The organism is Bradyrhizobium sp. CCBAU 45394 (assembly GCF_028128655.1).
In the GTDB taxonomy this organism is placed as follows: Bacteria; Pseudomonadota; Alphaproteobacteria; order Rhizobiales; family Xanthobacteraceae; genus Bradyrhizobium; species Bradyrhizobium diazoefficiens.
Genome location: NZ_LBIX01000012.1, coordinates 85,912 through 102,989 on the forward strand (window position 1 = coordinate 85,912; position 17,078 = coordinate 102,989).

Here is a 17,078-nt window from a genome sequence, read left to right on the forward strand (position 1 = left end):
AAGGTTCTGATTAAATCAAGGCTCTGATCAATCAGACCTCCCGGCTTGGGGGATAGGCAGGCGCGATATGCGCGCCGTTCCGGTGGATGACATTATGGCGGCAGTGATCAAGAAGGTCGGCGTGATCGGCGCGGGGCAGATGGGCAATGGCATCGCGCATGTTGCGGCGCTGGCTGGCTTCGACGTGGTGCTCAACGACGTTTCGGCCGATCGCCTCAAGTCGGGCATGGCCACCATCAACGGCAATCTGGCCCGCCAGGTCTCCAAGAAGGTCGTCACCGAGGAGGCCAAGACCAAGGCGCTGTCGCGCATCGTGGCCGCCGAGAAGCTCGACGATCTCGCCGACTGCGATCTCGTGATCGAGACCGCGGTCGAGAAGGAAGAGGTCAAGCGCAAGATCTTCCACGAGCTCTGCGCCGTGTTGAAGCCCGAGGCGATCGTCGCCTCGGATACGTCCTCGATCTCGATCACGCGCCTTGCCGCCGCCACCGACCGGCCCGAGCGCTTCATCGGCATCCACTTCATGAATCCGGTGCCGCTGATGGAGCTGGTGGAGCTGATCCGCGGCATCGCCACCGACGATGCGACCTTCGAGGCGTCCAAGGAATTCGTCGCCAAGCTCGGCAAGCAGGTCGCGGTCTCCGAGGATTTCCCGGCCTTCATCGTCAACCGCATCCTGCTGCCGATGATCAACGAGGCGATCTACACGCTGTACGAAGGTGTCGGCAACGTCGAGGCGATCGACGCGGCGATGAAGCTCGGGGCGCACCATCCGATGGGTCCGCTCGAGCTTGCCGATTTCATCGGCCTCGATACCTGCCTGTCGATCATGCAGGTGCTGCACGAGGGCCTCGCCGACTCCAAGTACCGTCCGTGCCCGCTATTGGTGAAATACGTCGAGGCCGGCTGGCTCGGCCGCAAGACCCAGCGCGGCTTCTACGATTATCGCGGCGCCAAGCCGGTTCCGACGCGCTGACGTCGTAGGGTGGGAAAAGGCGCAAAGCGCCGTGCCCACCGTGTCTCCGCAACTAGGATGCTGATTGGTGGGCACGCTTTGCTTTGCCCACCCTACGGCTCCGTGACAATTCATGTCGCGTTAACCCCTCGCGCCTAGGTTACGGCCGGTACGAGGGTTCGCGTAATGGACATGATGGCAATGGTCAGCACCATGCTGGCCGCTCAGCAAGGCGCGTTGCAGTCGAATATCGCGGCGACGCTGACCAAACAGAACATGGATATGGAGAAATCCACCATCCTGACGCTGATGGGCGCCGGTCAACCCTCGCTCGCCAATGTCGGCCCCGGCGTCGGCGGCAATCTCAACGTTACGGCCTGAAACCCTTAAAGCGCCGCGGCGGCCTTGCCCGTCGCAGCCCGGATCAGCTTGAGCGCGTCCTCGCTCGCCCATTCCGCCGGTCCCGCGATCGTCGCGATCTCGCAGCCCTGCGGGTCGACCAGCACCGAGGTCGGCATGCCGAGCGCCCGGCCTATGGCCTTAAGATCCTGGAAAACCTTGGCTTTCTGGTCGTTGAAATAGCCGAGCCGGGTCAAATTGGCCTCTTTCAGGAAGGTCTTGGGCTTCTCGGGGTCGCGGGTGTCGATATTGATCGCCACCACCTCGAAATTCGGGCCCGAAAGCTTGCCCTGGAGCTCGTCCAGCGCCGGCATTTCCTTCCGACAGGGCACGCACCAGGTGGCCCAGAGGTTCACCAGCAGCGTCTTGCCGCGGAAATCGGACAGCTTCTTCGGCTTGCCGTCGGCGTCCTCGAAAGCGAGGTCGGGCAGCTTCAGGGGCGCGCTCGCCATGGTCAGCGCCGCCACCTCGCCATGGGCGAGCGGGGCGATCTTTTGCGCCGTAGCCACTGCCGCCCGGCAGGCCGGATCGCCGGTAGGCGCCCGGCTCAGGCCCAGCCCGTACAACGCAGCGAAGCCGGCCAGTCCGCCGACCGCCACGGTGGCGATGACGAGGGGGATCCGGCGCGTGGCGGAGGGCTTCGTGTCGAGCATATCGTTTGTCATCCGGTCGCAGATATGGCTATCAGGGGCCTCTTAATACGGCTGGCGGCGGCCAGCAAACGTGACCAGCGACAAGCAAGGCGTGAGCAGGGGATCATGAGCAACAAGATGTGGGGCGGCCGGTTCTCGGAACGTCCCGATGAGATCATGGAAGAGATCAACGTCTCCATCGACGTCGATCGTCACCTCTATGCCCAGGACATTGCCGCGTCCAAGGCCCACGCCGCGATGCTTGCCACGCAGGGCATCATCACGGCCTCTGATGCGAAAAATATCGGCAAGGGTCTAGACACGATTTTGTCAGAGATCGGCAAGGGCGGCTTCACGTTCAAGCGCGCGCTCGAGGACATTCACATGAATGTCGAGAGCCGCCTGTCCGAGCTGATCGGCCCCGCCGCCGGCCGGCTGCACACCGCGCGCTCGCGCAACGACCAGGTCGCCACCGACTTCCGTCTCTATGTCCGCGACGTTCTCGACGAGACCGATGCCGCGCTCGCCGCGTTCCAGCAGGCTCTGGTGGAACGCGCGCTGGAGCATGCCGGCACCGTGATGCCCGGCTTCACGCATCTGCAGACAGCGCAGCCCGTGACCTTCGGCCATCATTTGCTCGCCTATGTCGAGATGGCCGCGCGCGACCGCGGCCGTTTCCAGGACGCCCGCAAGCGGCTCAACGAATCGCCGCTCGGCGCCGCCGCGCTTGCCGGCACCTCGTTCCCGATCGACCGCCACGCGACCGCAAAGGCGCTTCTGTTCGACCGGCCGATGGCGAACTCGCTCGACGCGGTCTCCGACCGCGACTTCGTGCTGGAGACGCTGTCGGCGGCTTCCATCTGCGCCGTGCACATGTCGCGCTTTGCCGAGGAGATCGTGATCTGGACCTCGCCGCTGGTGGGCCTCATCCGCCTCAGCGACAAGTTCACCACCGGCTCCTCGATCATGCCGCAGAAGCGCAACCCGGATGCCGCCGAGCTCGTACGCGCCAAGACCGGCCGCGTCATCGGTGCGCTCAACGGTCTCCTGATCGTGATGAAGGGCCTGCCGCTCGCCTACCAAAAGGACATGCAGGAGGACAAGCAGGGCGCGATGGAGGGCTTTGCCGCGCTGTCGCTCGCCATCCGCGCCATGACCGGCATGGTCCGCGACCTCGCGCCCGATGAGGCCAAGATGAAGGCCGCCGCCGGCGAGGGCTATGCCACCGCGACGGATCTGGCCGACTGGCTGGTGCGGACGCTGAAGATGCCGTTCCGCGAGGCGCACCACGTCACCGGCCGTATCGTGGCCAAGGCCGCCGAGGGCGGCGTGGCGCTGCACGAGCTGCCGCTGAAGGAGATGCAGGCGATCGAGCCCAGGATCACCAAGGACGTGCTCGGCGTGCTCTCGGTCGAATCGTCGGTGAAGAGCCGGACCAGCTTCGGCGGTACCGCGCCGAAGAACGTGGCGTCGCAGGCAAAGAGCTGGGCGAAGCGGCTGGAAAAAGAGCGAAAATTGGGCTGAGGGGCAAAATTTCGCTTATGTTTCATGGTCATCCGGCTCTCGCCAGAGCGCGCCAATCTCTGTATGGTGCGCCCCGCGTAGTGGGGAATTCGTCGTGACGTCAAAGTTTCGCCCGGCCGGCTCGGGGTGGGCCATCATTGTCTTGAGCCTGACGGCGCTCGCGCTTGCCGGCTGCGGCCGCAAAGGTCCCCTCGACCTGCCGCCGACCGCCTCCGGCGCGTCCACGGCCAACGTCGCAGCTCCAACCGACACCGAGACCGCAGCCCAAAAGACGCCGAGCCTGTTCAACCCCAGCTCCGCCGCCGACGCCGCCCCCGCGGCGTCCAAGGGCAAGAAGAAACCGTTTATTCTCGACCCGCTCCTGGACGACCAACCCAGCAAATAGGCTGGGGCAACTGAGCCAACGCCATGAACCATTTCGACTACCGCAACGGCGTGCTGCACGCCGAGGCGGTGAACCTGTCCGAGCTGGCCGCAACCGTCGGCACGCCGTTCTATTGCTATTCGACCGCGACGCTGGAGCGGCATTACCGCGTCTTCGCCGATGCTTTCGCCGGCGAGAAGGTGCTGGTCTGCTACGCCATGAAGGCGAACTCCAACCAGTCGGTGCTGCGTACGCTCGCCAGGCTTGGCGCCGGCGCCGACGTGGTCTCCGGCGGTGAATTGAAGCGTGCTCTGGCCGCGGGTATCCCCGCACGCAAGATCCTGTTCTCCGGCGTCGGCAAGACGGAAGACGAGCTGCGCGCTGCGCTCGCCGCCGACATCCTCTGCCTCAACGTCGAATCCGAGCCGGAGCTCGAGCTGTTGTCGCGCCTTGCGACCGAGATGGGCAAGACCGCGCGGATTTCCGTGCGCGTCAATCCCGATGTCGACGCCGGCACGCATGCCAAGATCTCCACCGGCAAGTCCGAGAACAAGTTCGGCATCCCGATCGCGCATGCCCGCGAGGTCTATGCGCGCGCGGCGAAGCTGCCTGGAATCCAGGTGACCGGCACCGACGTGCATATCGGTAGCCAGATCACCGATCTGTCCAAGATGGAGACGGCGTTTCGCATCCTTTCCGAATTCGTGCAGACGCTGCGTGCCGACGGTCACGACATCTCGCATGTCGATTTCGGCGGCGGCCTCGGCATTCCCTATTACATGGACCGCGAGGCGCCGCCGGCGCCCGATGCCTATGCCGCCATGGTCAAGCGCGTCAGCCATAATCTCGGCTGCACGCTGATGTTCGAGCCGGGCCGCATGATCGTCGGCAATGCCGGCATCCTGGTTGCCAAGGTGATCTATGTGAAGCACGGCGACGGCAAGAATTTCGTCATCATCGACGCTGCGATGAACGATCTGATCCGCCCGACGCTGTATGAGGCCCATCACGATATCCTGCCGGTAACGCAGCCGGCCCGGGACGCGGCCACGATGGTGGCCGATGTCGTCGGGCCGGTCTGCGAGACCGGCGACTATCTCGCGCTCGACCGCACGCTGCCGACGCCGAAGGCGGGCGATCTCCTCGCCATCATGACCGCCGGCGCCTATGGCGCGGTGCAGGCCGGCACCTACAACACGCGGCCGCTGGTGCCCGAGGTGCTGGTGAAGGACGACCAATACGCCGTGGTTCGCCCGCGCATCGATGTCGAGCAACTGATCGCGATGGACACGCCGGCGCCGTGGCTGTGAGGCGTGTCGTGATCTCATCGTGAGACGCGACGTAACCTCGACAATTTCGGTGTCGTCCTGGCGAAAGCCAGGACCCATTACCCCAGGGAGTACTTTGGCGGGAGGCTGGTAACCACGAGTCTTCGCCAAACCTCGCCCTGTGGTAATGGGTCCTGGATCAGCGCTTGCTACGCTCGCTTGTCCAGGACTAGCTGGAAAGGGGATGCGCGAGAAAACTACTTCCCCGCCAAACCGCCCGTCTTTCCCCCAACCACAACCCCCGCCTTCTTCTCGATCGGCTTGATCGCCGCGGTGAAATCGGAATCGGCGCCTTCCGCGCTGATCACGGTCTCCCACAGGCGCCCCACGGCGTCCGCGACCTCCATCGACAGGCCGAGCTGCTTCATTTCCTCCAGCGCGAGGCGCACGTCCTTCACCATCAGCCCCGTGGCGAAGCCGAAATCGAACGTGCGCGGCAGCACCGAGCGCGGAAACTTGTCGCGGCTCGCAGTATTCATGCCCGAGCCGGCATTGATGACGTCGATCATCACGGCGGGATCGAGCCCGGCCTTCACACCCATGACGACCGCCTCCGACGTCGCCACGATCGCGGTGGCCGAGAGGAAATTGTTGGCGAGCTTCATGGTCTGCGCGGCACCCGGCTTCTCGCCGATGAAGAACACTTTTCCGATCACATCGAGCGCCGGCTTGAGCAGCTCGAACTCCGCCTTCGGCCCCGACACCATTACCGCCAGCGTGCCCTTCTCGGCGCCGCCGACGCCGCCGGAGACGGGGCAGTCGATCTGTACGATGTCGCGCTTGGCGAGCAGGCCGTGAATCTTCGAAGCCATCGTCGAGCCGACGGTGGACAGATCGATGAAGCGCTTGACGCGGCTCCCCTCGATCACGCCGTTCGTCCCCGTTGCAACTTCGAGCGAAGCCTGCAGCGAGGGCAGGCTCGCCATCACGGTCTCGACCTGATCGGCAACGTCCTTTGGCGACGTCGCCGGCGTCGCACCGCGCGCCACGAGCTTGTCCACGACCTCCTTGCGCGTGTCGAACACGACGAGCCGGTTGCCAGCCTCGATCAGGCGCCGCGCCATCGGGAAACCCATGTTTCCGAGGCCGATGAATCCGATGTCCATGGTGTTTCCTTGTGTTGATCTTCGTTGTTGGTTGATCGGCGCGCGCCCATCCTCAGTGTCGTCCTGGCGAAAGCCAGGACCCATTACCCCAGGGAGGAGTTGTGGCGCGAAGAGGTCACTCCGAGTCCCCGCAGCCACATTGGTTGGTGGTTATGGGTCCTGGCTTTCGCCAGGACGACGTGGTGAGGGAGTTGCGTCCCTCACTCACACGCCCTCACGCCTTCCCATCAATCTCCGCGAACACCTCGCGCGCGATGCGAAAGCTGTCGACTGCGGCCGGCATGCCGCCGTAGATCGCGACCTGCATCAGGATCTCGCGGATCTCGTCGCGGGTGACGCCGTTGGTGAGCGCGCCCTTCAGATGCGCACGGAATTCGTGCTGGCGGTTGAGGATCGCGATCATCGCGATGTTGAGCATGCTGCGGGTCTTGCGCGGCAGCTCCTCGCGGCCCCACACCGTGCCCCAGCAATATTCGTTGAGCATCTCCTGGAACGGACGGTTGAAGTCGTCGACGTTCTTCAGGGCGTTGTTGACATAGGCTTCCCCCAGCACCGCTTTGCGGACTTCCAGGCCCTTGTCGTGCATCTTCTTGTCCATGGCGTTTCCTTCGTTTCCCTTTGCATGTCCCTTGGATGGCGGCGCGGAAATTACGGGGTTGCGGCGGGCCAGTCACGTCCTCGTGTTATGCGGGAAAAGGGGTGTCTCCCGTACAGGAACGGATGCCTCAGTGCTGCCGTTGTGATACGCTCTTCTCCACCGGGCAACCTGGAGAGCTTATTGAACGGCGTCATCCCTGACCCGTCAGACCCGATCCGCGATGGCGATGCTCTGTCGCGGTTGAAGCTGGCGCAGGCCCTCGATCGGGCGAGATATGCCATTGCGTGGGAGCGTGCCTGGCCGAATCTGGCGCGGCTTCTGACCGTCGTCGGCCTGTTCCTGGCGCTGTCCTGGGCCGGTCTCTGGCTGGCGCTGCCGTTCCTTGCCCGCGCCATCGGTCTCGTCGTTTTCGCCGGCATCGCGATTGCCGCCCTGTTCCCGCTGGTTCGCTTCCGCTGGCCGAGCCGCGAGGAGGCTTTGGGCCGGCTCGATCGCGGCTCCGGCATTCGTCACCGCCCGGCCACCACGCTCACGGACACGCTGACCTCGCAGGACCCGGTTGCGAAGGCGCTGTGGCAGGCGCAGCGTGAGCGCACGCTGGCCTCGCTCAAGCGCATCCGCGCCGGTCTGCCGCACCCGCGGCTCGCTCTGCATGATCCCTGGGCGCTGCGTGCGCTGGTCATGGTGATGCTGGTTGCGACCTTCTTCGCCGCCGGCGACGAGCGTGCGATGCGGCTTGGGGCGGCCTTCGACTGGAACGGCGTGCTGGCGCCGACCAATGTTCGCGTCGATGCCTGGGTCACGCCGCCGCTCTACACCGGCAAGCCGCCTGTGATCCTGTCGGCCGCCAACAGGGAGGCCGCGGCGCTGCCCGCCAGCGGTCCGCTCGCCGTTCCCGCCGGCTCGACCCTGATCGTGCGTTCCTCCGGCGGCAGCCTGGATGTCGCCGTCTCCGGCGGCCTCAAGGAGGTCGCCCCCACTGAAGCCACGCCCAAGGGCACCAACGAGAAGCATTTCGCCATCACCGGCGACGGCACCGCGCATGTCCGCGCGCCCTCCGGCCAGCCGCAATGGGCGTTTGCGGCAACGCCGGACCGCGCGCCGACGATTGCGCTGGCCAAGGATCCGGAGCGCCAGGCGCGCGGCGCGCTTCAGCTCTCCTACAAGATCGAGGACGATTACGGCGTCACCGGCGCCGAGGCGCACATTGGCCTGCGCGCCGCCGACGCCAAGGACGGCGCGAAGGAAGCCACCAAGGACGCCGATACCAAGGCGGCCGCACGGCCGCTGTTCCAGCCGCCGCAATTCCCGCTGGTGCTGCCGAATGCGCGCACCCGCAACGGCGTCGGCCAGACGGTGAAGGACCTCAGCGAGGACCCCTATGCCGGCGCCGACGTCACGCTGACCCTCACCGCCAAGGACGAGGCCGGCAACGAGGCTAGAAGCGAACCCTTCAACATGCGCCTGCCCGAGCGGCTGTTCACGAACTCGCTCGCGCGCGCACTGATCGAGCAGCGCCGCATCCTCGCGCTCGACGCCAACAAGAATTCCGACGTCTATGCCGCGCTCGACGCGCTGATGATCGCGCCCGAATTGTTCACCCCGGATGCCGGCTGCTATCTCGGTCTCCGCAGCCTCGCGCTCCAGCTCGAGGCGGCCCGCACCGACGACGCGATGCGCGACGTCGTGGCGAGCATGTGGGCGTTCGCGGTCACCATCGAGGACGACGGTGTCGCCGGCAGCGTCAACGCCGCGCTGCGCTCGGCGCAGGACGCGCTCAAGCGGGCGCTGGAGCGCGGTGCCGGCGAGGACGAGATCAGGGTGCTGACGCAAAAGCTCCGCGAGGCCATGGCCGGCAAGGTGCGCGACCTCGCCCGGCGTGCGGAGCAAAATCCGCTGGGACCCCGGCAGCCGTTCCCCGCGGAAGTCCAGCTCATCCTCGACAAGGCCGTCGAGCTGCGACAGAAGACCCAGCACGCGACGCCCGAGCAGCTCGAGGAGCTGGCGCAGCAGCAGGACGCATTGCGTCAGCAGCTTCAGGCCTATCGGAAGTCGGCGAGCAACCGGGCCAAGGCGGGGGACGACGGGGCCAATCAGTTTACGCGGGACCGGAAATGCGGAAGCTAGCGCGCGTGCCAGTCTTGAAGGCGATCTCGATCGCCTGCCTCGCCTTCCTGTTGGGAGGCCTTCCGTCCGTCGCTGCCCAGCAGGATCAGGATCCCGATGCGCTGCTCGATGGCGCGGAAAAGGCGATGCAGGATGCCGGCGATAACCTCCGGCAGAAGGAATCCGGGCGCAGCCTGAACAATCAATCCGATGCCATTCAGAAGCTCGAGGAGTACAAGCGCGCGACGGAAAGGAACCAATCCTCCAATCGCGATCGCTCCGTCATCACGCAGCGGGATCTGGAAGATCTTCTGAAGCAGATCGAGAAGGCGGCGCGCGAAGGCAATCGCGAGGCGGCGCAGCGCATGCTCGAGCAGCTGGCGCAGATCATGGAAAATCTCCAGATGGCGCAGCCCGGGCAATCCGGCGACAGCGACATGGAGCAGGCGCTCAACGAGCTCAGCGACATGATCCGCAAGCAGCAGCAATTGCGCGACAAGACCTACAGGCAGGGCCAGGACTCCCGGCGTGACCGCTCGCGCGGCAAGCAGCAGGGCGATCAGTCGATGTCGGACCTCCAGCAGGACCAGCAGGCGCTGCGCGACCGGCTGAAGAAGCTGCAGGACGAGCTCGCCAAGCGCGGCCTCACGCAGAAGGGACAAAAGGGCCAGAAAGGGCAGCAGGGGCAGAAGGGCCAGCAGGGCGACCAGGGACAGCCCGGTCAGGATGGCGATCAGGACGGTGACGATGACGACGGCAGCCTGGACACCGCCGACGGTGCCATGGGCGATGCCGGCTCAAAGCTCGGCGAGGGCAATGCGGACGGCGCCGTGGACTCGCAGGGCAAGGCTCTCGACGCCTTGCGCAAGGGTGCGCAGAAGATGGCCGAGGCGATGCAGCAGGGGGATGGCGAGGGGCAGGGCGATGGTCCGGGCAACCGGGCCGGCCGCCAGCAGAGCGGCGGCAATCAGACCGATCCGCTCGGTCGCCCGCTTCACGGTCGTGAGTTCGGCGACGACTATACGGTCAAGATCCCCGGCGAGATCGACGCCCAGCGCGTCCGCCGCATCCTCGAAGAACTCCGCCGCCGCTTAGGGGATACCTCGCGTCCGCAGATCGAGCTCGATTATATCGAGCGGCTGCTGAAGGATTTTTGAGGCGAGAACCCGGTTATCTCCCCAATGTCGTCCTGGCGAAAGCCAGGACCCATTACCCCAGGGAGTGGTTTGGCGAAGACTCGTCGTCCGGTACGGCTATCGATTCCTAAAAGATAGACCTCGCGGTGTGGGTCCTGGCCTTCGCCAGGACGACACCGTGTATGAGGGACGAGGATCGCGTAACAGCAGTGCTACAAGTGCGGCGCGCGCTACCTCTTCTTCGCCGCCAGCGCGTCTGCCACCGCGGTGCGGATGTCGGCGACCGAGAACGGTTTTGTCACGACGTCATGCACCAGCGCGTTGAGGTTCGAGGCGCGCTCGCGCTGGTCGGCAAATCCGGTCATCAGCAAAATCGTCAGGTCGGGGAAATCGCGCGCGGCGGAGAGCGCCAGCGCGATGCCGTCCATGACCGGCATCTGGATGTCGGTGAGCAGCAAATCGAATGCGCCGTCCTCGCGGGTCAGGATCTCCAGCGCCTCGGCGCCGTCCTGCGCGGTCACGGTCTCGTGCCCGTCCATGGCGATGGCGCGCGCCACCAGTTGGCGCATCGAATCCTCGTCGTCGGCGATCAAGATTCTTGGCATGGGACCAACCTTGGGACCAACCTCCCGTGCGGACCTTGCGAGCCTGATTACACGCTGCCGCCGGCAATGTCGCGCCGGTTGAAGAAGCGAACGTCGATATTGCGGCCCTCCGGCGGCGGGGAGGCCAGGCGCGAGCGGAAGAAGGCGCGCTCGCCGGGCCGCAGCACGGTCTGCTCCAGCACCGTATTCCAGGCATAGATCTCCGCGCCCTGCGCGTCGCGCACCGCGAAGCGCAGCCGCGGGATATCGAGCGGCTTCTTGCCCTCGCCGACGATGACGCCCTCGATCACCAGCACCTGCTTACCGTCAACGGTCTCGCTGGACAGCTTGACGTCCTTGAAGGCCAGCCCGCGCAGGTTAACGTCGAGGCCGACCATCTTGTAGAAGGCCGCGGTCTGCGGCAGCAGCCGAACCATGTCGCCGCGCCAGACGATCAGGGCCAGCACCAGCGCGCCCATGGCGGCGCAGGCGGTCGGCAGGCCGAATTGGGACTTTCGCGGCGCCGCCGTGGGGGCCTGACGCCTCACCCGTGCCCCGCGCCGGCTGAACAGGCCGCGGAACCAGGACTGGTGCTGCGCGCCGGCGACCTCGTCCTCGGCGTCCCGGGCCGCCGCCGACCACTCGTCCTCGGTCTCCTTGGCGTCCTCGTCCGGCCAGTCGCTGGCGATGGAGGGGCTGTCGACCACAGGCGTGTCGGTGGCGCCGTCGTCCTTGGCGTAGGAGTTCCACTGCTCGGCGAGGTCGGACTGGTCGTCGGCCTGGCTGGCGGCGGCCATGGCCGGGACGGACGCCTCCTCGATGGCATCCTCGGCATAGGCGACCCAGGTCTGCTTGCACCGGGAGCAGCGGACTGTCCGCCCGTTCGCCCCCAGGCTTGCAAGCTTGATGGCGTAGGATGTCGTACAATGGGGGCAGGCGATATGCATGGACGAGCCTTGATGCATGAACGAGTCTTGACGATGCCAAGGTCGCGGAGACCCGGGCGTACTGGATGCTACAGGGCGACCGTTAACGAACCGGAAACCATAACGGTCGCAAAAACCGTTGATCGCGTGTGGCGGAGCGTCGCGTCGCGGCCATCGCCCCCTCTCGAACGGAGCTGAGCTTGGTTCGGTTCGAAAATGTCGGATTGCGTTACGGCCTGGGGCCGGAGATCCTGCGCGACCTCAATTTCCAGATCCCGGCGCACTCCTTCCAGTTCCTCACCGGCCCGTCCGGCGCCGGCAAGACCTCGCTCTTGCGCCTGCTGTTCCTGTCGCACCGGCCGACGCGCGGCCTCGTCAACCTGTTCGGCCACGACATCTCGCAGCTCGGCAAGGACGAGATCGCCGACTTGCGCAAGCGCATCGGCATCGTGCTCCAGGATTTCCGCCTGCTCGACCACATGACGACCTACGAGAACGTCGCGTTGCCGTTTCGCGTCATGGGCCGCAGCGAGTCGAGCTATCGCAAGGAGGTCATCGACCTCTTGCGCTGGGTCGGACTCGGCGAACGCATGGATGCGCTGCCGCCGATCCTGTCCGGCGGCGAGAAGCAGCGTGCGGCGATCGCGCGCGCCGTGATCTCGCGGCCGCAGCTTCTGCTCGCGGACGAGCCGACCGGCAGCGTCGATCCGACGCTCGGCCGCCGGCTGCTGCGCCTTTTCATCGAGCTCAACAAATCGGGCACCGCCGTCATCATTGCGACCCACGACATCGGCCTGATGGATCAGTACGAGGCGCGGCGGCTGGTGCTGCATCAGGGACGGCTGCACGTCTATGAGTAAGCCCGACGAGCGCGGCGTGCTGGTCGACCTCGGACAGGAGCGTCCGCAGCTTCCGGCCAAGGCGCGCAACATGTCGCCGATCGTGCCGCGCGCCTCGATCCACGGCCGTGCGCTGGTTGCCGTCGTCGCCATCATGACCTTCCTCGCTTCGATGACCACGGGCACGGTGCTGCTGGTCAGCGCCTCCGCCGCCGAATGGCAGTCGGACGTCGCGAGCGAAATCACCATCCAGGTTCGTCCGCAGTCCGGGCGTGACCTCGAGCGCGACACCGCCGCGGTGACCGAGGCGATGCGCGCGCAAGCCGGTATCGTCGAGGTCAAGCCGTTCACCAAGGACGAGAGCGGCAAGCTGCTCGAGCCCTGGCTCGGCACCGGACTGTCGATGGACGATCTGCCGGTTCCGCGCATGATCATCGCGCGCGTGCAGCCCGGCACGGCGCTCGATCTTGCCGCCTTGCGCGCCCGCGTGACGCAAGTGGCGCCAAGCGCCAGCGTCGACGATCACCGCGCCTGGATCGAGCGCATGCGCTCGATGACCAACGCAACCGTGCTCGCCGGTCTCGGCATCCTCGCGCTCGTCATCATCGCGACGATCATCTCGGTCTCGTTCGCGACCCGCGGCGCCATGGCGGCGAACCGTCCGATCGTCGAGGTCCTGCATTTCGTCGGCGCCGGCGACCGCTACATCGCCAACCGCTTCCTGCGCCATTTCCTCAGGCTGGGCCTGGAGGGCGGCGTGATCGGCGGCGGCGCCGCCATGCTGGTGTTCGGCTTCTCCGAGTCGATCGCCGGCTGGTTTTCGGGGACGCCCGTCGGCGACCAGTTCGCCGCCCTGCTGGGCACCTTCTCGCTGCGGCCCTCCGGCTATGTCGTGCTCGCGGTGCAGGCGGTGCTGATCGGCGCCATCACCGCCGTCGCCTCGCGCCAGACGCTGTTCGCGACGCTGAATGATGTGGATTGAGGTTGTGCTTCTTCCTTCCCTCTTGTGGGAGAAGGTGAATAAACCGGACTCCACTTCGCCTCAAAACGTTTTAAAATCATCCGGGGAAGGGATTACCGACATCGCATGACCTCGCCGACCGACGATCGATCGCCGAAATTGCCGCGCGGCTGGCTGCGCGCAGCCGTGGTGTCGACGATCGCGTTCGCCTTCGTCGGCGCGGCGGCGGGCTTCATCGCGTTCCTGTCGCAGTTGCGCGGCGCCGAGATCGCGCCGGACCGCAAGGCGGACGGCATCGTGGTCTTGACCGGCGGCTCCTCGCGGGTGTCGGATGCCATGGAGCTGCTGGCTGCCGGCTACGGCAGGCGGCTCCTGATTTCCGGGGTGCATCCGACCTCGACCGCAAGCGACATCTCGCGGACCCTGCCGGAGAACCAGTCCTTCATGACCTGTTGCGTCGACCTCGACCGCACCGCGCTCTCGACCCGCGGCAACGCCGCGGAGGCGCGGCGCTGGGCGCAGGCGCGCCGGTTCAAATCGCTGATCGTGGTGACCTCGAACTATCACATGCCGCGCGCGCTGGTGGAATTCTCGCACGCGATGCCGGAGACGATTCTGATCCCGTTCGCCGTGGTCGGCGACAAATGGCGCGAGGAGCCGTGGTGGGCCTCGGCGTCCACCTTGCGGCTGCTGCTGTCGGAATATGTCAAATATATCGCGGCCGAAGTCAGGGTGCGGCTGGAGGATTTCGGGATTGACCTTTCGCCCGAAGTATCGGAGCAGCCTCCCGGGATGCAGCCGAAGCGGCCCGCCACTGCACAGGCCAATTGATCGGCAATTGATCGGATCGTCGATGTTCTTGATTTTCCTGCGCTCGCTCGTGTTCAACGTGCTGTTCTACGCCGTGCTGGTGTGTCTCGCGATCGTGGCGCTGCCGACCTTTGCAATGCCTCCGCGCGCGATGCTGACGGTCGCGCAATGGTGGGCGAAGGCGACGCTGGTCCTGATGCGGGTGATCTGCAACATCAAGGTGGAATTCCGCGGGCAGGAGAAGATCCCGCAGGGGCCGCTGGTGATCGTGGCAAAGCATCAGTCGTTCTGGGAAACCTTCGTGCTGCCGGGATTCTTCGACCGCCCGATCTTCATCCTCAAGCGTCAGCTCATGCAGATCCCGGTGTTCGGTCAGTTCCTGGTCAAGACCGGGATGATCGCGATCGACCGCAAGGCCGGCGTGAAGGCGCTGCTGGACATGACGCGGCGGGCGCGCGACGCGGTGCGCAGCGGCCGCCAGCTCGTGATCTTTCCGGAAGGCACGCGCCGCGCGCCGGGCGCGCCCTCCGACTACAAGACCGGTTTTGCGCAGATCTATTCGTCCTGCGGCGTGCCGTGTCTGCCGATTGCGCTCAATTCCGGCCTGTTCTGGCCGCGCCGCACCTTCATGCGCTATCCCGGCACGCTGGTGGTGGAGTTTCTCGATCCGCTGCCGCCGGGCCTGCCGAAGGACGAGTATCTCTCCCGCGTGCAAACGGCGATCGAAGAGGCGACCGACCGCCTCGTCGAAGCGGGCCGCAAGGAGCAGGAGCAGCTGATCGGTTCGGCGCCGAGCTACGCGCCGACTGGCAGCTAGCGGCTTTCGCGATCTTCGCTCGGAGCCGGCGCGTGCAGGGAATGCGCTTCCCCATGCAGCATCGTCGCGAGCTGATGCAGTTGCGTGTCGCGAAAGCCTTCGGCCTCGATCGCCTTCACCGTCGCCGTCACGTAGTCGCGGTTGGCCCCGGACTGGCCGTGCCCCTGGAGCACGTGGCGATGCTGATCGGCGAGCGACAGCCGGCCGGCATATTGCACGTGGCCGCGGTCGACGACATAGGCGAGTGCGGAGACGCGCTGCCGCGCATCGTTCTCCAGCCACACCGAGCGCATCACCTCGCGGTAGACCGACGTCACCTGCTCGCGTTCGCGCAAATAGGCGACGACGTCGGCACGGTTCTTTTCGGCGACGCGGAACGCGATGCCGCGACAGGCGCCGCCGCGATCGAGCCCGAGCACCAGGCCCGGCTTCTCCGGCGTGCCGCGATGCACGAAGGAATAGACGCAGAGCGCACGATGCTCGCCGACCAGCCGCGCCGGGACGCGCTCCTCGAATTCGAAGCCCGGCCGCCACATCAGCGAGCCGTAGCCGAACACCCAGAGGTCGCCGTTGGCTGTCGTGACGGAGGGGAGGGTGATTTCCGACATGGCGGGCACGGCTACCAGAACCGCGCCCCCAAGCGAAGCGAATTCTCCGCCTTTCGGAGCAAGCCAACCTCGCTTACATTTGACAAAATCTGAGGCCAAAGGGTCGCCGCATGTCCAATCTGACCGTTGCCGCAGGCCGCCGCCCCCGTTGGGGCCTTTTCATCGCACCCATTCTCCTCCTGATCCTCGCCGTCGCGTGGAGCTGCTTCTGGTTCTACGCCGCTTCGCAGGCCGAAATCGCCGCAGACGCCTGGCGCGCGCAGGAGGCCAAGTCCGGCCGCATCTATGATTGCGCCAAGCGCTCGATCGCGGGCTTCCCGTTCCGCTTCGAGGTCCAGTGCTCCGGCGCCAGCGTCGCCCTGGTCTCGCAGAACGCGAGCAAGACGCCGTTCACGGCGAGGCTCGACAACATCCTGGTCGTCGCCCAGGTCTACGATCCCAAGCGCGTCATCGCCGAATTCTCGGCGCCGGCGACCCTCACCGACGGCGTTACGCAAAACACCTTCGTGGTGAACTGGAGCAAGGGCCGCAGCAGCGTGGTCGGCCTGCCGGCGGTGCCGGACCGCGCCTCCATCGTGTTCGACGATCCCGTCATCAACCGGCTCGACGGCAGCGTGCAGGTGCCGCTCGCGCGCGCCAAGCAGGTCGAGCTGCACGGGCGCCTCGCGGACGGATCGCCGTCCGATCATCCCGTGATCGAGACCGTGCTCCACGTCGCGCAGGGCAGCATCCAGGGTGTTCACCCCTTGCTCGCCGAGCCGTTCGAGGCGGACACGCGCGCCAAGGTCACCGGGCTCTCCGACCTCACCCCAAAGCCATGGCCGCAACGCTTCCGCGAGATCCAGGCCGTCGGCGGCCATATCGAGATCGTGCAGTCGCGGATCCAGCAGGGCGAGATGATCGCGGTCGCGGCCGGCACGCTCGGGCTCTCGGCGAATGGCCGACTCGACGGCGAATTGCAGATGACGGTGACGGGCCTCGAGCGCGTGATCCCGGCGCTGGGTATCGAGAAAATGCTGGAAGAGGGTGTGCCGCAGGCAACCCTCGACCGCGTCGCGCCCGGCGTGAAGTCGCAGGATCTCAACAATCTGTTCGGCGCGCTCGATCGCGCCGTTCCCGGCCTCGGCAAGGTCATCAAGCAGAACGCCAATGCCGGCGTCGCCGCCGGCATCAATTCGATCGGCACCGAGAGCACGCTGGAAGGCAAGAAGGCCCGCAGCTTCCCGCTGAAGTTCGTCGACGGCGCCGTGCTGCTCGGCCCGGTCAAGGTCGGCCAGATTCCGCCGCTGTATTGAAACCTCTCTCGTCATTCCGGGGCGATGCGTAGCATCGAACCCGGAATCTATTTCGCCGCGTGCGCTGTGGCCCAATGGATTCCGGGCTCG

General features: G+C 66.0%; 18 protein-coding genes. 12 read left to right on the forward strand and 6 right to left on the reverse strand.

The genetic code is table 11. From position 1 onward, the window contains the following. Window positions 1-94 precede the first annotated feature (94 nt). Both WN73_RS07570 and WN73_RS07575 read left to right on the forward strand, forming a co-directional pair. The gene (locus WN73_RS07570) at window positions 95-976 is read left to right on the forward strand and encodes a 3-hydroxybutyryl-CoA dehydrogenase (RefSeq protein ID WP_011084197.1); all 882 of its coding nucleotides are present in this window, start codon (window positions 95-97) and stop codon (window positions 974-976) included. A gap of 165 nt (window positions 977-1,141) precedes the next feature. After that, window positions 1,142-1,336 (forward strand): hypothetical protein, encoded by a 195-nt coding sequence (locus tag WN73_RS07575; RefSeq protein WP_038965352.1) that lies wholly within the window; start codon window positions 1,142-1,144, stop codon window positions 1,334-1,336. 5 nt (window positions 1,337-1,341) lie between these two features. Here WN73_RS07575 and tlpA read toward each other — a convergent pair whose 3' ends face one another. Continuing rightward, complete coding sequence (tlpA, locus tag WN73_RS07580) at window positions 1,342-2,007, reverse strand: thiol:disulfide interchange protein TlpA (protein ID WP_011084198.1); 666 nt, start codon at window positions 2,005-2,007, stop codon at window positions 1,342-1,344. Between the two features lie 105 nt (window positions 2,008-2,112). Between tlpA and argH the strand changes: the two genes are divergently transcribed. The 3 genes from argH to lysA all read left to right on the forward strand — a co-directional run bounded on the left by argH (window position 2,113) and on the right by lysA (window position 5,184). Beyond that, complete coding sequence (argH, locus tag WN73_RS07585; RefSeq protein WP_060910114.1) at window positions 2,113-3,510, forward strand: argininosuccinate lyase; 1,398 nt, start codon at window positions 2,113-2,115, stop codon at window positions 3,508-3,510. 94 nt (window positions 3,511-3,604) lie between these two features. After that, complete coding sequence (lptM, locus tag WN73_RS07590; RefSeq protein ID WP_011084200.1) at window positions 3,605-3,895, forward strand: LPS translocon maturation chaperone LptM; 291 nt, start codon at window positions 3,605-3,607, stop codon at window positions 3,893-3,895. 23 nt (window positions 3,896-3,918) lie between these two features. Continuing rightward, complete coding sequence (gene lysA / locus WN73_RS07595) at window positions 3,919-5,184, forward strand: diaminopimelate decarboxylase (protein ID WP_011084201.1); 1,266 nt, start codon at window positions 3,919-3,921, stop codon at window positions 5,182-5,184. A 215-nt stretch (window positions 5,185-5,399) separates the two neighbouring features. On the opposite strand, the gene WN73_RS07600 is transcribed toward lysA, so the two are convergent. Beyond that, a complete protein-coding gene (locus WN73_RS07600) occupies window positions 5,400-6,308 on the reverse strand; it encodes an NAD(P)-dependent oxidoreductase (protein ID WP_028173543.1) in 909 nt (302 codons plus the stop codon). A 214-nt stretch (window positions 6,309-6,522) separates the two neighbouring features. Further along, a complete protein-coding gene (locus WN73_RS07605) occupies window positions 6,523-6,906 on the reverse strand; it encodes a carboxymuconolactone decarboxylase family protein (protein ID WP_008567285.1) in 384 nt (127 codons plus the stop codon). Window positions 6,907-7,086: 180 nt separating this feature from the next. On the opposite strand from WN73_RS07605, the gene WN73_RS07610 reads away from it, so the two are divergent. Both WN73_RS07610 and WN73_RS07615 read left to right on the forward strand, forming a co-directional pair. Next, window positions 7,087-9,033, forward strand: a complete 1,947-nt coding sequence (locus WN73_RS07610; RefSeq protein WP_271552225.1) for a TIGR02302 family protein — start codon at window positions 7,087-7,089, stop codon at window positions 9,031-9,033. Further along, on the forward strand, window positions 9,021-10,169 hold the full coding sequence (locus WN73_RS07615; protein WP_028173541.1) for a DUF4175 family protein: 1,149 nt from the start codon (window positions 9,021-9,023) through the stop codon (window positions 10,167-10,169). Before WN73_RS07610 ends, WN73_RS07615 begins: the two co-directional genes overlap by 13 nt. 209 nt (window positions 10,170-10,378) lie before the next feature. Here WN73_RS07615 and WN73_RS07620 read toward each other — a convergent pair whose 3' ends face one another. Beyond that, window positions 10,379-10,753 (reverse strand): response regulator, encoded by a 375-nt coding sequence (locus tag WN73_RS07620; RefSeq protein ID WP_028173540.1) that lies wholly within the window; start codon window positions 10,751-10,753, stop codon window positions 10,379-10,381. 47 nt (window positions 10,754-10,800) lie between these two features. Beyond that, complete coding sequence (locus WN73_RS07625) at window positions 10,801-11,679, reverse strand: MJ0042-type zinc finger domain-containing protein (protein ID WP_028173539.1); 879 nt, start codon at window positions 11,677-11,679, stop codon at window positions 10,801-10,803. A 179-nt stretch (window positions 11,680-11,858) separates the two neighbouring features. Between WN73_RS07625 and ftsE the strand changes: the two genes are divergently transcribed. The 4 genes from ftsE to WN73_RS07645 all read left to right on the forward strand — a co-directional run bounded on the left by ftsE (window position 11,859) and on the right by WN73_RS07645 (window position 15,085). Further along, on the forward strand, window positions 11,859-12,518 hold the full coding sequence (gene ftsE, locus WN73_RS07630; protein ID WP_027544305.1) for a cell division ATP-binding protein FtsE: 660 nt from the start codon (window positions 11,859-11,861) through the stop codon (window positions 12,516-12,518). Next, window positions 12,511-13,479, forward strand: coding sequence for a cell division protein FtsX (locus WN73_RS07635; protein WP_011084208.1), 969 nt, complete (start codon window positions 12,511-12,513; stop codon window positions 13,477-13,479). The genes ftsE and WN73_RS07635 overlap by 8 nt, the downstream gene beginning before the upstream one ends. A 105-nt stretch (window positions 13,480-13,584) precedes the next feature. Continuing rightward, the gene (locus tag WN73_RS07640; protein ID WP_011084209.1) at window positions 13,585-14,289 is read left to right on the forward strand and encodes a YdcF family protein; all 705 of its coding nucleotides are present in this window, start codon (window positions 13,585-13,587) and stop codon (window positions 14,287-14,289) included. Window positions 14,290-14,311: 22 nt separating this feature from the next. After that, the gene (locus WN73_RS07645; RefSeq protein WP_028173538.1) at window positions 14,312-15,085 is read left to right on the forward strand and encodes a lysophospholipid acyltransferase family protein; all 774 of its coding nucleotides are present in this window, start codon (window positions 14,312-14,314) and stop codon (window positions 15,083-15,085) included. On the opposite strand, the gene WN73_RS07650 is transcribed toward WN73_RS07645, so the two are convergent. Beyond that, window positions 15,082-15,693: a gamma-glutamylcyclotransferase gene (locus WN73_RS07650; protein WP_028173537.1), complete on the reverse strand. Its 612-nt coding sequence runs from the start codon at window positions 15,691-15,693 to the stop codon at window positions 15,082-15,084. The genes WN73_RS07645 and WN73_RS07650 overlap by 4 nt on opposite strands. Window positions 15,694-15,803: 110 nt before the next feature. On the opposite strand from WN73_RS07650, the gene WN73_RS07655 reads away from it, so the two are divergent. Next, the gene (locus WN73_RS07655; RefSeq protein WP_028173536.1) at window positions 15,804-16,988 is read left to right on the forward strand and encodes a DUF2125 domain-containing protein; all 1,185 of its coding nucleotides are present in this window, start codon (window positions 15,804-15,806) and stop codon (window positions 16,986-16,988) included. The last annotated feature ends 90 nt before the right edge of the window (window positions 16,989-17,078 follow it).